This is a genomic window from Faecalibacterium tardum, from assembly GCF_040096515.1.
In the GTDB taxonomy this organism is placed as follows: Bacteria; Bacillota; Clostridia; order Oscillospirales; family Ruminococcaceae; genus Faecalibacterium; species Faecalibacterium tardum.
The window spans coordinates 150936-170771 of the sequence record NZ_JBBMEO010000003.1; the positions used below are offsets into that span (position 1 = coordinate 150936).

Annotated in this window: 16 protein-coding genes; 5 read left to right on the forward strand and 11 right to left on the reverse strand. The window is 51.7% G+C overall.

Going from position 1 to position 19836, the window contains the following annotated elements; all coding sequences use genetic code 11:
• Positions 1 to 26 precede the first annotated feature (26 nt).
• The 11 genes from WMO44_RS04345 to WMO44_RS04395 all read right to left on the reverse strand — a co-directional run bounded on the left by WMO44_RS04345 (position 27) and on the right by WMO44_RS04395 (position 9868).
• Positions 27 to 647 (reverse strand): DUF7007 domain-containing protein, encoded by a 621-nt coding sequence (locus WMO44_RS04345; protein ID WP_235858768.1) that lies wholly within the window; start codon positions 645 to 647, stop codon positions 27 to 29.
• 42 nt (positions 648 to 689) lie between these two features.
• Positions 690 to 1331: a septation protein SpoVG family protein gene (locus WMO44_RS04350; protein WP_071442686.1), complete on the reverse strand. Its 642-nt coding sequence runs from the start codon at positions 1329 to 1331 to the stop codon at positions 690 to 692.
• Positions 1332 to 1373: 42 nt separating this feature from the next.
• The gene (locus WMO44_RS04355; RefSeq protein ID WP_005927637.1) at positions 1374 to 2240 is read right to left on the reverse strand and encodes a VirB6/TrbL-like conjugal transfer protein, CD1112 family; all 867 of its coding nucleotides are present in this window, start codon (positions 2238 to 2240) and stop codon (positions 1374 to 1376) included.
• Positions 2241 to 2281: 41 nt separating this feature from the next.
• Positions 2282 to 2497, reverse strand: coding sequence for a Maff2 family mobile element protein (locus WMO44_RS04360; RefSeq protein WP_016306504.1), 216 nt, complete (start codon positions 2495 to 2497; stop codon positions 2282 to 2284).
• Between the two features lie 89 nt (positions 2498 to 2586).
• Entirely contained in the window at positions 2587 to 4410 is a 1824-nt protein-coding gene (locus tag WMO44_RS04365; RefSeq protein WP_071442685.1) for a VirD4-like conjugal transfer protein, CD1115 family, read from the reverse strand.
• Positions 4407 to 4877, reverse strand: coding sequence for a PcfB family protein (locus tag WMO44_RS04370; protein ID WP_025543433.1), 471 nt, complete (start codon positions 4875 to 4877; stop codon positions 4407 to 4409). Before WMO44_RS04370 ends, WMO44_RS04365 begins: the two co-directional genes overlap by 4 nt.
• Before the next feature lie 91 nt (positions 4878 to 4968).
• Positions 4969 to 6018, reverse strand: coding sequence for a DUF8626 domain-containing protein (locus WMO44_RS04375; RefSeq protein ID WP_050005642.1), 1050 nt, complete (start codon positions 6016 to 6018; stop codon positions 4969 to 4971).
• A gap of 14 nt (positions 6019 to 6032) precedes the next feature.
• On the reverse strand, positions 6033 to 6788 hold the full coding sequence (locus WMO44_RS04380) for an antirestriction protein ArdA (RefSeq protein ID WP_242990410.1): 756 nt from the start codon (positions 6786 to 6788) through the stop codon (positions 6033 to 6035).
• A complete protein-coding gene (locus tag WMO44_RS04385) occupies positions 6751 to 7836 on the reverse strand; it encodes a DNA cytosine methyltransferase (protein ID WP_071442684.1) in 1086 nt (361 codons plus the stop codon). The genes WMO44_RS04380 and WMO44_RS04385 overlap by 38 nt, the downstream gene beginning before the upstream one ends.
• The gene (locus WMO44_RS04390; protein ID WP_003500157.1) at positions 7823 to 8179 is read right to left on the reverse strand and encodes a DUF7768 domain-containing protein; all 357 of its coding nucleotides are present in this window, start codon (positions 8177 to 8179) and stop codon (positions 7823 to 7825) included. Before WMO44_RS04390 ends, WMO44_RS04385 begins: the two co-directional genes overlap by 14 nt.
• A 309-nt stretch (positions 8180 to 8488) precedes the next feature.
• The gene (locus tag WMO44_RS04395; RefSeq protein ID WP_071442683.1) at positions 8489 to 9868 is read right to left on the reverse strand and encodes a ParB/RepB/Spo0J family partition protein; all 1380 of its coding nucleotides are present in this window, start codon (positions 9866 to 9868) and stop codon (positions 8489 to 8491) included.
• Positions 9869 to 10028: 160 nt separating this feature from the next.
• Here WMO44_RS04395 and WMO44_RS04400 point away from each other — a divergent pair, with 160 nt between their 5' ends.
• Genes WMO44_RS04400 through WMO44_RS04420 form a run of 5 tightly spaced genes read left to right on the forward strand, consistent with a single transcriptional unit; the run spans position 10029 to position 19802 of the window.
• The gene (locus WMO44_RS04400; RefSeq protein WP_349151871.1) at positions 10029 to 15518 is read left to right on the forward strand and encodes a hypothetical protein; all 5490 of its coding nucleotides are present in this window, start codon (positions 10029 to 10031) and stop codon (positions 15516 to 15518) included.
• Positions 15519 to 16217, forward strand: coding sequence for a hypothetical protein (locus WMO44_RS04405; RefSeq protein WP_349151872.1), 699 nt, complete (start codon positions 15519 to 15521; stop codon positions 16215 to 16217).
• A 1-nt stretch (position 16218) separates the two neighbouring features.
• The gene (locus WMO44_RS04410) at positions 16219 to 18384 is read left to right on the forward strand and encodes a phage tail spike protein (RefSeq protein WP_349151873.1); all 2166 of its coding nucleotides are present in this window, start codon (positions 16219 to 16221) and stop codon (positions 18382 to 18384) included.
• Positions 18385 to 18396: 12 nt separating this feature from the next.
• Complete coding sequence (locus WMO44_RS04415) at positions 18397 to 18630, forward strand: hypothetical protein (RefSeq protein WP_097779753.1); 234 nt, start codon at positions 18397 to 18399, stop codon at positions 18628 to 18630.
• The gene (locus WMO44_RS04420) at positions 18627 to 19802 is read left to right on the forward strand and encodes a hypothetical protein (RefSeq protein ID WP_349151874.1); all 1176 of its coding nucleotides are present in this window, start codon (positions 18627 to 18629) and stop codon (positions 19800 to 19802) included. Before WMO44_RS04415 ends, WMO44_RS04420 begins: the two co-directional genes overlap by 4 nt.
• Positions 19803 to 19836 lie beyond the last annotated feature (34 nt).

Sequence of the window (19836 nt, forward strand, 5' to 3'; positions counted from 1 at the left end):
TTGCTTCGGGCCAGCATGGCCCGAGGTTATCTTGCGGCCTCTTTGGCCGGGGCTGTGCTGCGGGCAGCTTCGGCGGCCTCTCGTCCGCTCTGCCTTGCCCGCCAGTATTCGGGGTGATACTGCCGGATGGACTGATTGAGTTTTTCTTCAAACTGTCCTTTGTCCTTAATGCGGTCAGGGATTTTCCACAGCTTTTTGTCCAGCAGCTCCCGGAGCACTACGCTTTCCTGTGCGTCCTCCTCATAGCAAATATAGCCCTTGTCCTTGAAGCCGCATTTTTTGGCCGCCGGGGAGAGAACGGCGGCTACCTCGTTTGCCACCATCGTTCCGCCGTGGCTGGCGGTAGATACCAAAAACACCCCCGGACAGAGGGTTTCACAGCTCTGCACCTCGCCCCACGGGGAGCTTTTCGGCCCATGGAACATTCCGCCCGTCCGGCTCCGGTCTGCCTGCATGAGCGCCGCCTTTTCCAAGATGGCTTTCAGTTCCGGGGAAAAATAGGCATATTCCCGAAGGACACGGGCGGCCTCCCCGCCGCAGGCGTTCATCAACAGGGTATAGGCGTCGCTGTCCGCTTTGGTACAGCGCCCCAGCAGTTTTCCGTCGTAATAGCAGGCCGCGTCATAGCCCGTCCGTTTGCGTGGCATGATTCCCGCCTCCTTTCTGCTTCGGGCCATTATGGCCCGAGGTCAACGCTCTGCCCCACGGCTGGGCTTTTCCTTCGGAGGCCGTTCCGCCTTTGCCCGTTCGGCAGCCGCTTTCCCGGCTTTGAGCTGGTCGCTGATGGACGCACGCCCCACAGAGCCGCGCTCCGCCATCTGTTCCAGCTTTGCCTCATAGGCTTGCAGAACAGCGGTGTTGAGCTGTTCCCGGAACTCCTTTGTGACAGGGTAGGCCATATCCCGGTAGCCGCCTTTGCCGTCCGGCTGGCTGGGCATCCCCACGAAAAGGCCCTTGCTGCCCTGTACGATTTTCAGATTTTCCACCACAAAGCAGTCATTGAATTTCACGCTGGCAAAGCCCATCAGATTTTTCACAGGTTCGATGACCCGCACGCTTACATCCAGCTTCAACGGTGCGGCCGGGGTGGTGTTTGCAACCTTTTCCTGCATGGTTTCCTCCTTTCCGGCGGGAACAAGGTTCCCGTCCTTGTAGTCATAGCCTTCCGCCCGGAGTGCCGCCAGCGTGTCCGCCGATACGCACCCGGACAGTTTCAGATCGGTTTCCACCATAAAGCGCATGGTGTCTGCTTTAGAAAATTCTTCGGGGAGCTTTCCGTAGAAAGCCGGGTGCGGCTGTCCGTCCGCACCCTGTTTGTAACGCCGGGGCATACCGCCTCCTTTCCGCTTCGGGTCAGCATGGCCCGAAGTCTCTTAATGGCAGCCGAAGATGGATTTTGCAAGACTGCCTGTTTTGAATAAGGTAAAACACAGCAGCACCGTATATCCCACACAGCCCCAGATTGCCCCGATGGGGTCGCCGTCGGTGGCGATACTCTGGATCAGCACCGCATAGATGGCGACACAGACTAAAATCAATAGGCCTTGAAAGCCTACTGCAAAGAGGGAGCGGAAATAGTTCTGCCCCATGTGTCCGGTTTCCCTGTTGGGGACTGTGGCAAACGGGATAGGCGCTAAACTTGTGAGCAAATAAATTTCAATCATACGGCCATATACGATGACGAAGATCACGATGTTTAAGGCAATCATGGTAAGCTGGATCAGGAAGGATTGTAGCCAGAGTCCGAACAGAGGACCTAACTCCATCGCCTCAAGCTCTGTCCGCAAACTGTCCAGCACATCCGGCGTGATCTCTGTCCCGTTCTGGATAATGCCCGCTGACTGCTGTATCACATGCTGGCTCACATCAAAGACCGCCAGCACGATATTGAAGGTGTTCGTCAGGATCATCACAGCCACAAAGGTTTTGAACACCCACTTAAAAAACATCCATGTGTCAACTTCATGGAGGTTGTTGCGTTCTATGAGCATCTGTATCAGCTCATAAGTCATTACAAAAGTGAGGATGACCCCGGCGATTGGCAGGATGGCAGTTTCAGAGATCTGTCGTATCATGGAAAAGACCCCGGCGTTCCAGTCCGCCGGGGTCGTGCCTACCTGTGTGGCGATTTCGCCAACGCTCTGATTGACGTTATCGAAAAGGCCGTCCAGATTTCCCATGATACCATCGACGAGCAGACCTTTCAGCCATTCAACGATTGCGTCGATGATAAAGTCCATACATCAGCTCCTTTTCTGGAAAAAGGGACAACGGGTGACATTTAGCTGAACAGCCCGGACAGCAGAGGGATAAGCTGAAGACCGATCAGAACGACACCGCCGCCCGCCATCAGCTGCTTAATGCCCTGGCTTTTTGCCGCAGGGTTGTCCGACCCGTAACCTTCCAGAAGGTTGATGACGCCCCATACCGCCAGACCGGCGCCAAGAGCCATGACCAGAATTTTGAGAATGTCGATTGCCTGATTGAAAAATTCCATATACGTTCCTCCATTTTGTTTGTTTGATGATTTTGGGTACAAAAAAAGCCGCCCACATCGGCGGCGCTTCGGGTCAACATGGCCCGAAGTTACACAAACTCGTCGCTGTCCAGATCATCGAAATTCAACAGGTCAGCTTCTTCGTCCGTGTCGGAGCCGTCCACTTCGTACACCGTGTATTCGTCCTCCGGCTTTAGTCTCAATGGCCGGTGGCGGAACAGGCTTTCCAAGCGGAAGGCGTTTTTCTTTTTATCAAATTCGGCTGTGTACTTGTAATTCGGGTGCTTTTTCAAGTCATACTTCGGAGACAGGAAGGGCGGGAGCCCCCGAAGCTGCAAGATACATTTATCCCCGGGCATGGTGGTGATCTCGCTGGTGGTCATCAGCTCCCGGCCAAGCCGCTGCATATTCTGGCTGTAACTTTCAGACTGCCCACGGCTTCGGCCCTCGGTCTGCATAGAGATGGTGGCCTTGCCCAGCCAGTTTTCCGAAATATCCTTTAGGGTGGAAGCCTCCCGGCCTCCGAGGAATACGATACTGTCCATGTTGCCCATGATGGTTTCGGAATGGTCTTTGTACAATGCCTTGCACTGGCTCATTGCCTGATAAAAAAGCGTCAGGCTGATCTCACGGGAGCGGATGACGGCCACGATCTTTTCCAGCCCCGGCACCTGTCCGGTGTTGGCTGCCTCGTCCCACAGCACCCGCACATGGTAGGGCAGACGCCCGCCATAGGTGTTATCAGCCCGTTCACACAGAAGGTTGAACATCTGCGAAAAAGCGAGGGCAACCAAAAAGTTGTAGGTGGTGTCCGTGTCGCTGATAAGAAAGAACAGCGCTGATTTTTCATCCCCCAGCTTATCCAGCTCCAGTTCGTCATAAGACATGATCTCCCGAAGTTGGGGAATATCAAAGGGAGCCAGTCTTGCACCGCAGGAAATCAAAATGCTTTTGGCTGTCTTGCCGCTGGCGAGCTTGTATTTCTTATACTGCCTCACGGCGAAGTGCTGGGGGCTGCGGCGTTCCAGCCCGTCAAACATATAGTCCACCGCGTTTTTGAAGGTTTCGTCATCCTCCCGGACTTCCATGCTGTTTATCATTTCCACCAGCGTATTCATGTTGCGTTCTTCCTCCGGCCCCTCAAAGACGATGTAGGACACAAGGGCGCAGTACAAGAGGGTTTCTGCTTTTGTCCAGAACTCGTCGCCCTCCTTGCCGTCGCCTTTGGTGTTGGCAATCAGGGCGGTAACAAATTTCAAAACATCGCTTTCTGTCTTGATATAGGCCAGCGGATTGTAGTGCATGGATTTTGAAAAGTCGATACTGTTGAACACCCGCACCCTGTATTTCTCCCGTTGCAGAAACTGCCCGCACTGGTCGAGAGTGCCGCCCTTCGGGTCTACCACCACATACGAGGAATGGGCTTGAAGGAGCTGCGGGGTCAACCAGAACCTTGTCTTTCCCGAGCCGGACGATCCGATGACACAGGCGTTTAGGTTCCGGGCATTGGCGGGTATCTTCGGACGGGTGTTCATGGTAAGGAACTCCGTCCCGGTCAGAATGACATTGTTCTGAAATTTAGGGTCAACAAATGGCTTTATATCTTCCTTTGTTCCAAAGCGGGCGGTGCCGTACTCCGCATCCCGCCGGAATTTTTTCGCCTGCCTGATCTTTGACTGTATCAGCAGATACATCCCAGCCGCACCGGCAAGGCCCACCAGCAGGTCAATACCTCCCAGCCCCGGCCAGTAGGTTTCAAAGGCTTTGGGGAAGGTATCAAGCATCCCCATGAGCTTTGTCCCGAAGTCTGTGCCGGGGGCGATCCGGTAGGCCGTCCCGATTTTGGAGAAAAACCAGAACACAAAGAGGTACGGCAGGTTTGGGAGCACATATTTTCTGATCTTGTCACTCAACGTCCGTCCTTCACCGCCTCTCTGGTCCGCTGCTTTTCCTTTGCCTGCGTCCTGATTTGCTCCGTGAATTTCCGAAGCTGACCGAGGATGGAAGCCTTGTCCTGCTCTTTGTTCAGCACCTTTGCGCTGTACTTCTGGAAGGCCGCCGTGATAGCGTCCGCCTGATTGGCTTTGAAAAACAGCAGGTAATGACCGGGGCTCACTTTATGGAAAGCGTAGTCCACATGGAACTCCTTCGCGATCCGGTCAAAATCCTTTGGAGCTCCCACATAGGGCATGGCACTTTTGCCGCCATAGTGGTTCATCAGCTTTTTTACGCTCTGGCGTCCCTGCGGGGTCAGCGCCTTCTGGTGGTGCTTTTGCAGCGCCCGAACCACCTTGCCAAGAGCGGCAGCCAGCACTTTTCCTGTGAGCTTCGTTGTCCTGATCGAAAGGGCAACCGTTTTTTGGTTTACTTCTTCCTGCATAAAACCTCCTTTCCGTCGGGGTTCCCGCTATCCGGGAGGCCCCCGTACAATCTCGGGGAACAGAAAACCTCGGGCCAATGTGGCCCGAGGCTTACCGCTCGGCATCTCTGCCGGACGGAGCTTTCTTTTCCGGCTCCGTCTGGACTTTTTCGTCCTGTTCCCGCATGGTCTGCAAGATAGAGGGCTTCTTTTGAAGTTGGGAGGGCTTTTCGCCGGACAGCGGCTTGATACATTCCAGACGGTCAGCCGCCCGGATGGCGTTGTCCGTGAGCTGCCTCTGCCATGCGCCCACGCTGGGAGCCCAACGAAAGCCGCTGCTTTTCAGCTCGGCCCGGGTGTCCGCGTCAGGCTTTCCGTCAAAGAACACCTGCAAGCGGTTGTCCTCCCGGTTCATTTCCACACGACCCCCATCGAACTCCCAGCCGGAAAATTCCTGCTGTGCCTGTTTGGAAAGCTGTTCGATACGGGCCTTTACCCGGCGGATCTCCGCATTGTTGTTGGTTAGCTGGTAACTTTCAAAGGGCCTCGGGTCGCTTCGCCAACTTGACGCCATGCTTGCTTTCAGCTTTTCGATCTGGTCCGGCGACAGCAGCGCACAGCCGTCCAGCTTGCCATGCTTGCGGTAATAGGCGTTGACCTCCTTCATAATGAGCTGGGAGCGTTCCAGCCCGTCCAGCTTCTTCTGGAGCTTTTCAATCGCTGCCGGGTCATCGGCGCTGATCCCGCCCATGCCGGTGCTGCGTATCTTATCCAGCAGCCCTTGAATATGCCGCCATTCCTCCATGTTGCTGTCCCGCGCCCGGTTCTGTTTTTCCTTCTTTCCCACCGGGAAATTGGAAGGCCCGGCGATCAGCACAGAGGGAACCCTCGCGTCAATGGCAAAGCCTTGGTTCATGTTTTCGGCCAGCTTGCGGGCGTAGGTGTCTAACAGATGGTCGATCTTCTCATGGTACATGGGGTCCACCCGGGATTTCTGCTTTTCCGCTATGGCGGCGGCCTTGTCCACCATTGCCCGGTATTCCGCCGTTGCGCTCCCTTCCTTGTAGTCGGAAAAGCTGTTCATTTCTTTTGCCCGGCGGGCGGCTCCTTCATTGATAGGGTAATAGTTGATGGTATGCACCTCCTTTATGCTTCGGGCCATGCTGGCCCGAAGTCTTACCGTTCTTCATGGGAAGGCCCCGCCTTGTCCTTTTTCGGAGCGGGTGGGGCTTCTTGAAACCGTTTGAGTGTAGCGAGAATGGAGTGGACAGGCTCGGCCTTTTCAGGATAGGCAAATATCCGGTGTTCCGGCGGAATGTCCTGCGGCCCGTGGTAATACTCCTTGAAGCCCTCCGGGACTGCCGACACATACCCACCGGGAGCGAATACGCCGCCCTCGTTGATACGCACATCCCGCCCGTATGCCTCATAATCGAAGTAGTTCTGAATGTGCTCCGGTATGTCGATAGTCCCAAGCTCGTCGGCGTAAAGACGGCCCAGCCCTTCATCATCGGAAATATCCGGGTAAAAGCGGTAAAGGTCAAGGTTCTGCGTCAGGTTTATCAAATCCTTCACGCTCCTTGTGTGGTTTCCCAAGACAAGAGCGGCTTCAAAGGTTTCCAGTCCGCCCTTATCCCGTACTTCCAGCAGGGCGTGGCCCAGCTCGTTCAGCTCGTCGATGTTCTCACATTCGTAGAGATAATCGTAGAGCCCCAGCACATCACTGTCAAAGCTGGTAAAGAACACTTCGCTGTACCGTTTCCCGTCTATCCCGATTTTGGCAAGGGCGGCCTGCAACTCCTGTGTCGTCATGGGGAAATGTACCGTTGTCCCTACCTCAATCCCCATTAAGGGGTATAGGGCTGTATTGGTTATATAGGCTTCAAACATGGGCTCATTCCTCCTTTCCGGCCCGGTCAGCCAGCACCTCATAAATCCCGGCCATAATGTAATCGGCGCAAGGGAGGGCAATCGCGTTTCCCAGTGCCTTGTAGCGTTGCAGAGGCCGGATCTCCACGCCGTCCGCCCCGTACTTTGTCCAGCCCTCTGGCAGCCCCATCAGCCGTTCGCTTTCCGTTTCCGTCAGAAAACGGATACAGCCGCCCTCCGGGTCGCCCTCATACCAGAAGGCAAAGGGCGTTACATCACTGGCTAAAAGAGTGGGAAAAGGGTCAGTTGGTAATCCGAAGCTGTTTCGGAAGGCCGTTTCTTCCTGCCTTTTTGCCGCTCCCCGCATACGGAAGCACTGAAAGGGGTGGATGACTGGTATCTGCCGCCCTGTTTCAAAAGAAGCTGTTCGATCTCCTTCGGCGGCGGCCCACCCGCCCTCTCCGCAAGGCGGAGGAAGTGGGAGCATTGGACGGGGCTTAAATAGTATGTCTGCGGCACGTCTGCCTCCAAAATCCGCCACGACGAAAATCCGCTGCCTTCGTGCCAGCCTTCGGGAGCCTGCCCAATACTGGGCGTCCATGAGTCGCCAGCACACATCAGGCGTTCCCCCTCGCACCATTCCGGCGTTTCCCCATCTTCCCGAAGGAGGCATTGGAACTTCGGTGTCCGAGAAGGCGGATAAGACGGCTCTAAAGTCCATCCGGTCATTTGTAGAAAACGCTCCCATGACGTTTTCCCAAACAGCGATAGCTGGATATAGGTTATCAGTAGCATCCCTCATTTCCTGTATGATACGAAACGCCTGATAGAACAGGCTTGATTTTGCCCCGGCAAGGCCGGAGCGGTTGCCGATCAGAGAAAGGTTCTGACAGGGGGAACCGAAGGTAATTACATGAACCGGCGGGATTTTCCCGCCGTCCACCTTCGTAATATCCCCCAAATGCACCATGTCGGGAAAGTGCCTTTTGGTTATGGAGATGGGCGCTTTTTCAATCTCACTGGCCCATACCGGACGGATACCGCACCGAGAAGCAGCCAGAGGGAACACGCCAATCCCGTCGAAAAGGCTTCCCAGCTTAATGTCCGGCATGGCCCGGGGTGCCGTGTCCCTTCACGGCAAGCACCCCTTCCAGTGTGGTCGCCGCAATGCCCAGCCGCCCGGCAACCGCAATATCATTTTTTACATCCTCGTCCACAGCGCTGCCGCAGACAATCAGGGTGTGGGAGCGCCGCAGCATATCCCGGCGCATATCAATCCCGGCCTTGTGTTCCTCGGGAACGCTGTCATTCAAAAACAGCGGCAGATACAAGAGCGGGCAGATCGGGGAAAAGCCCGCCTCATAAGCAAGACGGCAGTAGTGGGCCGCCAGCTCCATATCAACATCCGGCTCGCCGCTCCATGCGGCGGTCAGGTATGCTAAAGGTCGTTTCATTGGTTGAGCCTCCATTTCTGTTTTGGTTTAGGGAAAAGCAAGAGTTCGCCCAACCCCTCCGCCCCTTCCCCCGGGAAGGGGAACGGCTCTGGAGAATTTATATCCCCGTCGCTTGACCGGGAAAAAGCATAACCGGGAGAAATCCGTCAAGGGTGCCTCTGGCACCGCCTGCGGCGGCGCTGCCCTTGACTGATTTTCCCGGCTATGCTACGGAATAACTGGCGACGGGGAATAATTTATATCTCCAGAGCTTCGAGGCGCGGGGCAGAGCCCCGCAATCCTCGGGCCATGCTGACCCGAAGTTTGGGCTTACTTTTCCTGTTCGGTTTTCTTCTCCGGCTTTTCATGTTCCTTCTGCTGACCCTTCCAGTCGTCCAGCAGCTTGACGATCTGGTCCTTCATTTCCCTCGGCGTAGTTTCCTTGCCGAAATACTTGCTCAGTTCCGCACCTGTCAAAATCACTTTGTCTACCTCCTTTTTGTCCTCCATCATAATGCCGTCGATCACATCCCCGTTGAGCAGCTTCTTTTCGTCCAGCTCACGCATACGCTTTGCCTGCGCCTGTGAAGGCGAGGACTGCTGGCTGTCAATGGCGACGGCGATATAGTTCTGGTTCTTCTTGCCGATATAGGAAAGCTCCACCGCCGTAGTAAAGCCCAGCTTTTTTTCATCCATCAGCTTCATCAGGTCGGGAACCAGCTCATTGAGCCGGATATACCGCTGCACCTGCTTGACCGCCATCTTATTGCGCTCGGCTACAATTTCGTTGGAGCGTTTTCCTGCGTCCTTCGGGTCAATCTGGCCCGAAGTGCGGGAGCCCTGGTGCTTGATGGCCTCAAGCTGCATTTTCAAGGCTTTGGCCCGCTCACTGGGGAGGATTTCTTCACGCTGGTTGAGATTGTCCTCGACCATCTGCGTGATGGCTTCATCGTCCGTCAGATTGCGAACAATACAGGGCATATCCGCATATCCGGCAAGCTCGCTGGCCTTCTGGCGGCGGTGGCCGGACACGATCTCATAGCCGCCATCCTCACGGGGACGGACGATAGCGGGCTGGGTCACGCCCTTGTCCTTGACGCTGGACACCATAGCCCGCATTTCTTCATCATCCCGAACCTCAAAGGGATGGTTCTTGAAGGCGTGAAGCTCGTTCAGCTTGATATAGACGATCTGCTCCTTGCCCCGGCGTGGTGCATCCTTCGGCTTCTCGGGTTCCTTCGGAGCGGGAGCGGCCTGTACCGTTGGAGCCGTTTTTTTCTCCGGTTCCTTTTTGACCGCATTTTCCGGTTTCTGTGCAGGAGCTTTGGGCTTCGGGGCTGCGGCCTTGTCCTTATCTGCTTTCGGGGGACGGCCCCGGCGCTTTGGCTGTTCCGGCTCTTTGGGTTTTTCCTCCGCTTTCTTCGGAGCCTCCGGCTGCTTTTCCGGTTTTTCCGTTTTTGCCGGGGCAGGCTTTTCCCCGCTGGGAGCTGCCGCCCGTTCCTCGACCTTCTTTTCCTTCATAATTTCAGCGAAGTTATAGACAGAAACCTGTGGGTTCTTTACCTCCGGTTCCGTCTTTTTTTCCGGCTCCGGGGAAACGGAAACCTTCTCTGGCTCTTTTGGGGGAGTGGGCGGCGTTTCCTTGCCCGGTCCGGTATCCGTTACCGGCTGTTCCGGCGTTTTTGTGGTTTTATCATCTGCCATAAGCATTTACCTCCTGTTTTTTGGCATGAAAAAAGGGGCTCAACTTTTCAGTCAAGCCCCCGTGGGAAGTTCCTCCTTTCTCCGCCATGATACAAAAATACCGCCCGTAGTCTCGTTTGGGCGGTACTTTGTGTAAGATTGGCAGTCCATTATTAAGTTTTTTATTATGTTCCCTTTGTACACCGTTGCAAAGAGTTTTGAAGAGGTTAATCAGAAAATCGCTGACGGCAGTTTGAATCTGGATACGTATTCAAAAAAGATTGGTGAACTCTCTGGCCGAGAGCATTTGATCCAGTCTATTTGGAACATTTTTGAGGCCATCGAAAAAGTTGTTCAACCTGTGATGAAGGCATGGCAGAAGATGTTTTCTCCTGTCAACGCCGAACAGATTTACAGCATTGCCGAAGCAATTGATAGCTTTACTGCAAAGCTCAGCATCAGCGATGAAACTGCAGATAAAATCGAGCGGACATTCAGTGGCGTTTTCGCAGTGCTGAATGTTGGAAGAAATGTACTTTTAGCCGTTGGCAAGGTTCTGGGAGAAGTATTCAATGCTATATCTCCACTTGCTGGCGGCTTTTTAAGCATTACAGCAGCACTAGGCGATTGCTTGGTCGAGATGGCCAATGCAGTCAACAATTCTACCGTATTTAAGACCGTTCTCGATGGTATCCACTGGATTATTGGGAAAGTGTCCGAAGGAATGCAGGCCTTTGCAGGGGTATTGACCAATGTGTCGAATAACGTCTCTGTCGTGTTCGACCCGTTAAAGACCCTTGGCGAGTGGTTCACTTCCTTCATCAACTTTATTGCACCAGGGCTTTATGCATTTGGCTCTTCGGCGGACAAAATCTTTAAGGGATTTGGTGCAAGCGCAAAAGAAGCCTTTAACAGTCTTGACACTGAGGAACTTGCAAATGTCATCAACAGCGGCTTAGTTGCTGGCATTTTTGCAGGTGTCAAGGGATTTCTGAATAGTGCCAAAGAGCTGGCTTCCAGTGCAGGTGATGCTATTGGAAGCATTAAAGATGTGCTCAACTCCCTTGGTGAGGCAATTGATGCATGGAAGCAGTCCAAGAAAGCCGAAACAATGATGACGATTGCAAAGGCTGTTGCCATTATGGCGGCATCTTTGACAGTGCTATCCATAATCAAGCCGGAGCGACTAGCTGGCGGGATTGGCGCACTTACTGCAACAATTGGCGAACTTGTCGGTGCATTTTTGCTGCTCGATAAATTTGGCGGAAAAATGAAAAGCGCTAAGCTTGGTGCAATGTCAGTGGCAATGGTTGCTATGGCATCGAGTACCCTCATTCTGGCAGGAGCTGCTGCAAAACTGGCATCTATCGACAGTGAAAAGTTGGTTTCGAGCATCGTTGCTCTTGGCTCTATCATGGGTGGGCTTACTGCGGTTTCGGTCGTGCTCTCCAAAAATGGCGGTAAGTTCATGAAGGGTGCTACCGGCATGATTGCCTTTGCGACAGCTATTCGGATCATGGCGAGCGCTGTAAACGCCATGAGCGGACTGAGCTGGGACCAGATGAAGGTTGGTCTTACGGGAATCGGCGTTCTTTGCATTGAACTGGGCGCTTTTCTGGCAGTATCCAAGTTTGATAAGCTCGGCGTTTTGAAGGGGACCGGGCTTATTCTGCTGGCATCGGCTCTGAATATTCTTCAGTCTGCAGTTGCAAAGTTTGGCAGCATGAATTTGAACGAGATTCAAAATGGATTGATTGCAGTCGGCGCTGCGCTGGCTGAGTTTGCGGCATTTGGAATTGTTGCAGGATTTTCAAAGAAAATGCTTGCCAGCTCGGCTTCCGTGCTCATTCTTTCCAGTAGCATGGTCGTTCTCAGTAGAGCTATGAAATCCATTTCCGGTTTGGACGGAGAGGACATAAAAAAGAGTCTCATTGCAATTGGTGGCGCTCTTGCAGAATTTGTCCTTGCTTTGAATTTGACCAAGGGTACCCTCGGTTCAGCGGCTTCGCTGACTACCATGACCGTGGCAATCAATCTTCTGGTTCCAGCTCTGACAGGACTTGGCAATCTGAGTCTTGCACAAATCGGAACGGGACTGCTGGCAATTGCTGGTGCATTCGGTGTGGTTGGAGCTGCTGCGTTCATTCTAGCCCCGTTGACACCAGTCATTATGGCACTATCTCTTGCTATGAGTGCACTGGCTATTAGTCTTGGTGCACTTATGGCGTTGGCGTCTGTGTCTCAGTTCTTTGGAAATCTGGCGTCAAGTTTGAGCCTTTTGAATAGTCTGAACTTCCAAGTATTTCTGAATGGAATCAAGGCTGTGGCATGGCTGCTGGTTGAATTTGTAGCTGGCATTTTTAAAGGACTGGCTACGATTGCTGGGACCATTGCAACTTCTATTGCGGCTATTATTACGGCAGTTTGCGATGGTATTGCGCAGGCAACACCAAGTATTGGTAATGCGCTGGCTCAGCTTATCGTGGCTGTTTGCAACGTTATCGTGCAGTGCAGTGAGCCCATTGGGCAGGCTTTGTTCACGCTGGGTACTGTGGCGATTCAGACCATCATCGACTTGATTGCATGGGCCTGGGATGGCGGTGGCGGCGAAGGAGGCGGCATTAAGGGTGCTCTAAGCAGTTTGTGGGCGAATATTACGAGCTTTATTGGCGAGAAATTTAACCCTGCAAATTGGTTCAAGGAAGGCAGCTTGCTAGATGGGCTATTCGGAGCAGCCAACAAAGCAGCAGACGAACGTGATGCTACCGAGTATGGCAAATCTGTTGGTGATAAACTGGCAGAAGGCATGAATAACAGCCAGAAGGATGTTAGGGAAAGTAGCGTTAATCTGGCCAAAACGGTAGAGGATGCTACCAGAGAAACAGCTGGCATCAATTCCCCTAGCACCATGATGGAGGAAAACGGTTACTGGCTGGATATGGGTCTGGCACAGGGGATGGAAGGTTCTGCTGGTATGGCTGCTATTACGGCAGCGTGCGGCAATATTTCTTCCACCATCAATAGCCAGTTCAGAGACTATTGGGGTATCCATAGCCCGAGTACCGTTTCACAGGGAGACGCCAGCAATATTCTGGCAGGCATGTGCATTGGTTTTAGCCAGACAGATGGGTTGCAGAACAGTCTCTTGGCATTGAATGGCGGCATCCGTTCGACCCTTCTTAGTGGCATGGATACAACCAAGGCTGATGTTACGAATAAAGCTACCAATATTGTTGGTGCCCTGAGCGGCGTGTTTGGTGGAACGACTACAACAGCCGAGGATATTCTGAAGACGTTGGGCGGCTCTGGTTCTACGACTACAAAGCCCACTACGACGGGCCACACCAGCTCGACGAAGAAAACCGGAAAAACTCTGGCGGAGCAGATTGCCGAGAACTATTCCAAGAAGCTGAAAGCCAACAAATATTTGTTGGAAGCAGCCGATAAGGAATACTCTCTGTGGGAAGCCCGCGAGGGTGATATTGTAACCAATGAGCAAATTACCCAGAAAAGAAGCGAATATATTGGCACAAAGATCACTCGGCAAACCAGCCGTGTAAAAATTGCGCAGGAGCAATATGACGCGCTTCTCAAACGAGTGGGCAAGAATAACGACAAGACACGCGAAGCCTACAACACCCTGATGGACGAGCAGGCTACGCTGGAAAATCTGAAGAAAACCCAATACGAAGATACATATTCCGATTTGTTTGACCGGTACGATGATGAAAGTAGCGCTGCTGAAAACGAGTACAGCTTCTGGAGCAGCAAGTACGAAAAGACAGCAACTGCTGCAGAAAAGTCGAACAAACAAATCGAACTCATCAACAAGAAAATCGGGATTCAGGCTAAAGCACTGACTACGGCAGAAGAAGAATACACGAAAACCAAGGATGCGTTCGGTGAGAAGAGCCGTAAGACCCAAGAGGCATATGCGCGGTATTTGAAAGAGCAAATCGAGTATCAGCAGTTGGTGAACAGCCTTAACAATGCTGAGCTTGACAGGTTCGATAAACAAAATGAGCGCTATGCTTTGGAGATGAAGACGTATTCCAACCAGCAGAGCATTCTTCTGAAGCTGTTTGAAGATGGTGATTACGGTGTTGTGACCTCTACCATCAACATGGGTGCTGCGCTGCGAAATATGTCCTACCAGCTGAAGCGCACCACGAATGCTTACGATAAGTATAACGAGTATGTACAGGCCGGAACGCAGAATACGGATGATGGACTGGCAGCTCTCCATGAACTGCAGGACGAGCGTTATAGCTTTATTGGGTATGCGGAAGCTTTTGCTGATGCGCTTAATATGAGCGATGATGCAAAGAAGGTTACCATGCAGCTTGGCATTGCCATTGCTGATAACTGGAAGTCCATCTCGAACGGATTCAATAAAGCATGGGGCAAAGTGCAGGAGTCGTATCCGGCAATTGCGCAGAAGCTCTCAAATTTCATTGGTTTGTATATGCGCGACGGTGCCGCGGAGACCATTACCGCTTCGATGTCTGCTGTTGTAGCAGCCATGAATGGCGATTATGGTACAGCCATCAGTTCGACCATCAGTGCATTACTGAATTTCCTCGGGTCTGACTTTGGAAAGACTCTGATGGATACAGTTAAGAACGGTTTTACGACATACATGCCGAAAATTGCATCCTTCATTGGTAAACTCTTTGAGGATGGCGGTTTGCTGGCAGGTATCGGTAAGGTTGTTATGGGGCTGTTTGGAGAAGGCGGTGCATTGGCAGGCGTTGGAGAAGCCGTTATGGGTGTTCTGACAACCATTGCAGCTGCTATTGGTATAACGGTACCAGAACTCGGACTAATTATGTTGGCGATTGCTGCTATTGGTGTGGCTGGTTTTGCGCTTATCAAAAACTGGGATAAGGTAAAAGAGTGGTTTGCCAATTTTGGCGAATGGATCTCGAATCTGTTCCAGAATATTGCTGAGGGCATCGGAAACTTTGTGTCCAACTTGGTGGAAGGCATTGGTAACGTATTCAAGAAAATCTGGGAAGTCGGCAAGAACATCGGTCAGGGTCTTTGGAACGGCGTGACCAGTGTAGCTTCCGGCATCTGGAATGGTATCAAAGGCTTGGGCAGTTGGATCGTGAATGGCTTTAAGAGCATTTTCGGTATCCATTCTCCCTCGACTGTCATGGCTGAGCTGGGTGCTTACATGGGGCAAGGCTTTGCAAACGGCATCACCAGTACTGAGGATGGTGTGAATCGTTCCATGGACGATATGACCAGCTCTGCACTTGACATTGCCACGAATGCGGCCCAGATGCTCTATGATGTTGCAACCGGACAGGAGACTGCTGAACCGATTTTTACGCCGGTGCTGAATCTTTCTGACTATGCATCTCCGACTAGCTGGGCAGCTACACAGGCATATACGCCTTCTGCTGAAACAGCGGAACGTGTGTATCGCAGTAATGAACTTGCACAGAGAATTGGTGGAAATCAAAATGGAGTCCTTACGAAGTCTCAGTCGGACAATAGCGATGTGGTAAACGCAATTAGCCAGCTGGGCAATCGCGTGGACCGAATGGCAGAATCGATCAGTAAAATGAAACTTGTGCTTGACAGCGGAAAGACTGTTGGCGAGTTGGCACCAAAAATCGATTCTAACATGGGCGGAAGAAACATTCTGGCAGAAAGAGGGGTGATTTGATTGGAACGCGAGTATTCTGTGAATTTTGGACAGTACAACACGTGGTCTGATTGGCACCTCACGCCTGCAGAACGCCCCATCGTTGTGCCTCCGACCGAAAAAACGCATAATATCGACTTGCCGGGTGGCAGTGGCGTAATTGATGCAGCACAAGCATTGACGGGCTACCCGGTATTTAACATGCGAGAAGGAAGCTGGGATTTTTATGTAGAAAATGACATCGAACCCTTTATGACGATCTACAGCAAGGTGATGGCCGCACTTCAGGGCAAACGACTTCGTGTTAGTTTGGAAGAAGATGCGGCCTATTTTTATGAAGGCCGATGCTGGGTGGACAATCCCAAACAAAGCAACGGTCACACCATGCTCACCATAAACTACAGCTTCAACCCGTATAAGCACAAGTTTGCAGACATTGGGAAAGTTGTGAAAACTGCCGTTAATGGCAGCGCTACTATTTTCTCTGGTTCGGTCAGCAATTATACGGGCGAGCCGATTTGTCCGAAATTGGGCATCGAATTGTCTTCTGGGAATACTATGTCCATCGAGTTCACAACATCTAGCAGACGGTATACAACATCGCTTGCAAAAGGCACGTGGGTTGACCCCATTATCATGTTGATACCAGGGGAAACGACGTCTATTGTTGCGAAAGGCTATGGGACAGTGAGCTTACAGGCGATTGGAGGATGGTTATAGTATGTTTAGCGTATATGCTGACAACAAACTGTTCTATTCGCCACGACTGTTGGATGAGAGATATGCCATTACAGAACCTCAGGCAACGCTTGAACTGAATAAAGCAGGCAGCTTTACGTTTAATTTGCCATTCACCAATCCGATGTACTCCAGTTTGAAAAAACTGAAGACGATCATTACGATTCGAGAAGATGACGAGGTGCTCTGGAAAGGTCGTGTATTAAACGACGCGAAAGACTTTTACAACACCAAGGCAGTTACTTGTGAAGGTGAACTGGCTTTTCTGAACGATATTCAATATGAACCACATGATTATTCCAAAAAAGGAATCAAAATGGGGGAGTATTTCAAGAAGCTTATTGAGCACTATGCTTCTGAATGTTCGGAAGAGCGAATGATCAAACTCGGCAATGTACGAGGAGCCTTTACAGATGTGCTTATCTATCCCAAAACAACGGACTACACGAACGTTTGGAATCTTATTTCCGGCAATCTTATTGGTGCATCGACCGGTAAAGTTGGTAAGGACGAGGTAGACCTGAGTGATTACGATAGATATTTGTACATCCGAAGGGAAAAAGGTGTATCTTACATTGATTTTGTGGACGACATTGGAAAAGCATCTAGCCAGATTATCGAATTTGGCAAAAATCTTCTGGATTTGAGTGAGTATGTGGATGCTTCCAATGTTTACACACAGATCATTCCGCTTGGCAAGGCTGACAGCAAAGGAAACCGTGTTGATATCAAACTTGTAAATGGCGGAAAAAACTATTTGCAGTCTGATAGTGCCATTGCACTCTTTGGCAAAATCCAAAAATCAGTTATCTGGGAAGATGTAACCAATCGAAACACTTTGAAAGCAAACGGGCAACGAATGCTGAATAAGGCTGTTGAGATGGCAATTAAAATTACGATTCGCGCATTTGACCTGCATCGAATCAATGTCAATACTGACAAAATTGATTTTGGTGACAAAGTTCATGTTGTAAGTCTGCCGCATGAAATCAGTTCGGACTTTCTTTGTTCCAAGATTGTATTCACACTCGATAATCTTGAAAATACAGAGTATACGTTCGGATTGGATTTTGAAACCATGTCCGGTAGCTTTGCATCCTACAAGCGTACCTACCAGTATAAAATGGAAAGCGCACTGGAGATCGGTAATCAGAATACGCAGGGCCTTCTCGATGCGATGACCCGTATGGACTCTTTGCAAACACAAGTAGATAGCAGCATCTGCTCATGGTTTTATCCCGGTGTTCCTACAGCAGAAAACTATCCAGCTGTTGAGTGGACAACACCTGAAGCGAAACATGCTCACATCGGTGACCTGTACTATGACAAGTCAACGGGTATTGGATACCGCTGGACAGAGAACAGTGGGGGTTACTATTGGGATGTTATCGAAGACAAGCAAGTTCAGCAGGCTTTGCAGAATGCCTTACGGGCACAGTCTACTGCGGATGGAAAAGTACGTTGCTTCAGCGCCCAGCCGTACCCTCCATATGAGGTTGGTGACCTTTGGGTACAAGGTGGTAGTGGTGATATTTTGTGCTGTCAGCATGACCGTGAAAGCGGCAGTTATGTGGCAAGTGATTGGGTGAGAGCATCGAAGTACACCGACGACACCAAAGCTATTGAAGCCGGAAAAACAGCAACAGATTACATCAAAGATGGCGCAGGTGGAGTTCAGGTTGGTCCCAATGGAAGCAGCAATGTAACCATGACTGATGAGGGGCTGGTTTTTAATGGCATCCGTAATCTGGTTCCTCTTTGGGAAAATGCTGATCCAACCTCTGGTATAGCTGCAGGAACCGTTATCTGTTCAGACGGCCGCCTGGCATCCTATGCAGCAATCGCGATTGGCTGCCAGGAGTATTATACAAGCCCGTTTGATAGTGCTTCGACAGATGGCGGTCTGATTCAGTACACGATCGTAATGCTGAACGGAAAAGAAGCACGGTGTTCTTATATATGGGACTATTCTCGTGCACGCAAGGTGACTGCAAACAAAAAAGGAATCACTTTTGGTCCGGGTGGTTATTATCAAACTAAAAAACTACCAGGACTTCCGTTATATCCGGGCTCAAATAATGAATACGGCGCTAAGTTCAATAGTCACAATCAGTGCTGCGTGCCTGTCGTTATTTACGGATTTCTTTGAGGAGGTGGTGCTATGTATGTTACTACGTATAAAGCGGATGGGACGATTACCAGTATTGGAAAGGTGAACGATTCTTTCCCTGTAGACCGCGAGCACCCGCCTGATGGCTTGCTGTACACGGATGAGATACCGGATGGCCGGGGCATCATCCTGCAGTATAGAATTCAAAATGGAGAATTTGTTTATTCTCCGCAACCGATCACAACCGAAGATAAGACCGAAGAAGAGGAGGTAACTTATCAATGACTGAATTGAATCTGATCCTTTCTAAGAATGGTCAGGCACAGCTGGCAGATGGCAGCAGCACCCTGAACATGGGCTATGAGGGCAACAAGAGCGTTTATGCTCTGCGTATCTCGCCCCGCGATGAATGGGCGAACCTGACCATCAGCGCCTACTGGCACACCCCGAACAAGGAAATCACGCCTCCGGCAACCCTGTTCGCAAACAACGTGGCAAACGTCCCGGCTATCGTGACCGCAATTTCTGGCGAGGGCAAGGTAACCTTCCAGGGCATTCGCGATGGCGTAATCGTCACCAGCGCAGACGTGCCCTACACCGTTGGCGAGAACAGCGGTACCGAAATGGCAGACCTTCCTGATGAGGGCAGCACTACCTGGGAGCAGCTGATTGCTGCAACGCAGGCAAGCGCAGATGCAGCACGCAAGGCTCAGGCAGCAACTGAAAAGGCGGCTACTGGTCTGGAAGCTGTTCTGACCGCTTCTGCTGCAGCACACAACGGCATCTTCCGTGGTAAGAACCTGGGTTCTGCTCCCACGGAGGCACAGCTGGCAGCCATCAAGGCGGGTACCTTTGACGACCTCTACGTGGGTGACTACTGGTCCAACGGCGGCGTGAATTATCGTATCGCCGCTTTTGACTATTACCTGAAGTCCGGTGACACCAGTTTCGATTGTCACCATGTGGTCATCGTACCGGACACCCAGCTGTACACCCACAACATGAACGCAACCAATACGACCGAGGGCGGTTACATCAACAGCCTGATGCGCCTTGAAGGTCTGGCACAGGCCAAGGAGAAGGCGGTTGCAGTGTTTGGTGCAGACCATGTGCTGACCCATCGTGTCTTCTTGACCAATGCTGTGACTAACGGTAAGCCTTCTGGCGGCGCATGGTTCGATAGCGATGTGGAGCTGATGAACGAGAACATGGTCTACGGCAGCCATATCTTCGCTCCTGCCAGCGACGGCAGCACGATTCCCACGAACTATACTGTGGAGAAGAGCCAGCTGCCCCTGTTCCAGCTTGCACCGCATCTGATCTCGAACCGCCAGTGGTTCTGGCTGCGAGATGTAGTTTCGTCTGCGTTCTTCGCGTCTGTGAGCTACGGCGGTAATGCGTACTACGACATCGCTTCGATTGAGGGTGGCGTTCGTCCCGCTTTCCCCATCGGTTGATCAACCATCAGGCGGCCTTGTGCCGCCGTTATTT

Bases quoted from the DNA above. Each gene is read 5' to 3' on its own strand.
- WMO44_RS04345 (WP_235858768.1), bottom strand. From the start codon at position 647: ATGCCACGCAAACGGACGGGCTATGACGCGGCCTGCTATTACGACGGA.
- WMO44_RS04350 (WP_071442686.1), bottom strand. From the start codon at position 1,331: ATGCCCCGGCGTTACAAACAGGGTGCGGACGGACAGCCGCACCCGGCT.
- WMO44_RS04355 (WP_005927637.1), bottom strand. From the start codon at position 2,240: ATGGACTTTATCATCGACGCAATCGTTGAATGGCTGAAAGGTCTGCTC.
- WMO44_RS04360 (WP_016306504.1), bottom strand. From the start codon at position 2,497: ATGGAATTTTTCAATCAGGCAATCGACATTCTCAAAATTCTGGTCATG.
- WMO44_RS04370 (WP_025543433.1), bottom strand. From the start codon at position 4,877: ATGCAGGAAGAAGTAAACCAAAAAACGGTTGCCCTTTCGATCAGGACA.
- WMO44_RS04375 (WP_050005642.1), bottom strand. From the start codon at position 6,018: ATGGCCCGAAGCATAAAGGAGGTGCATACCATCAACTATTACCCTATC.
- WMO44_RS04380 (WP_242990410.1), bottom strand. From the start codon at position 6,788: ATGAGGTGCTGGCTGACCGGGCCGGAAAGGAGGAATGAGCCCATGTTT.
- WMO44_RS04385 (WP_071442684.1), bottom strand. From the start codon at position 7,836: ATGCCGGACATTAAGCTGGGAAGCCTTTTCGACGGGATTGGCGTGTTC.
- WMO44_RS04390 (WP_003500157.1), bottom strand. From the start codon at position 8,179: ATGAAACGACCTTTAGCATACCTGACCGCCGCATGGAGCGGCGAGCCG.
- WMO44_RS04395 (WP_071442683.1), bottom strand. From the start codon at position 9,868: ATGCTTATGGCAGATGATAAAACCACAAAAACGCCGGAACAGCCGGTA.
- WMO44_RS04400 (WP_349151871.1), top strand. From the start codon at position 10,029: ATGTTCCCTTTGTACACCGTTGCAAAGAGTTTTGAAGAGGTTAATCAG.
- WMO44_RS04410 (WP_349151873.1), top strand. From the start codon at position 16,219: ATGTTTAGCGTATATGCTGACAACAAACTGTTCTATTCGCCACGACTG.
- WMO44_RS04415 (WP_097779753.1), top strand. From the start codon at position 18,397: ATGTATGTTACTACGTATAAAGCGGATGGGACGATTACCAGTATTGGA.
- WMO44_RS04420 (WP_349151874.1), top strand. From the start codon at position 18,627: ATGACTGAATTGAATCTGATCCTTTCTAAGAATGGTCAGGCACAGCTG.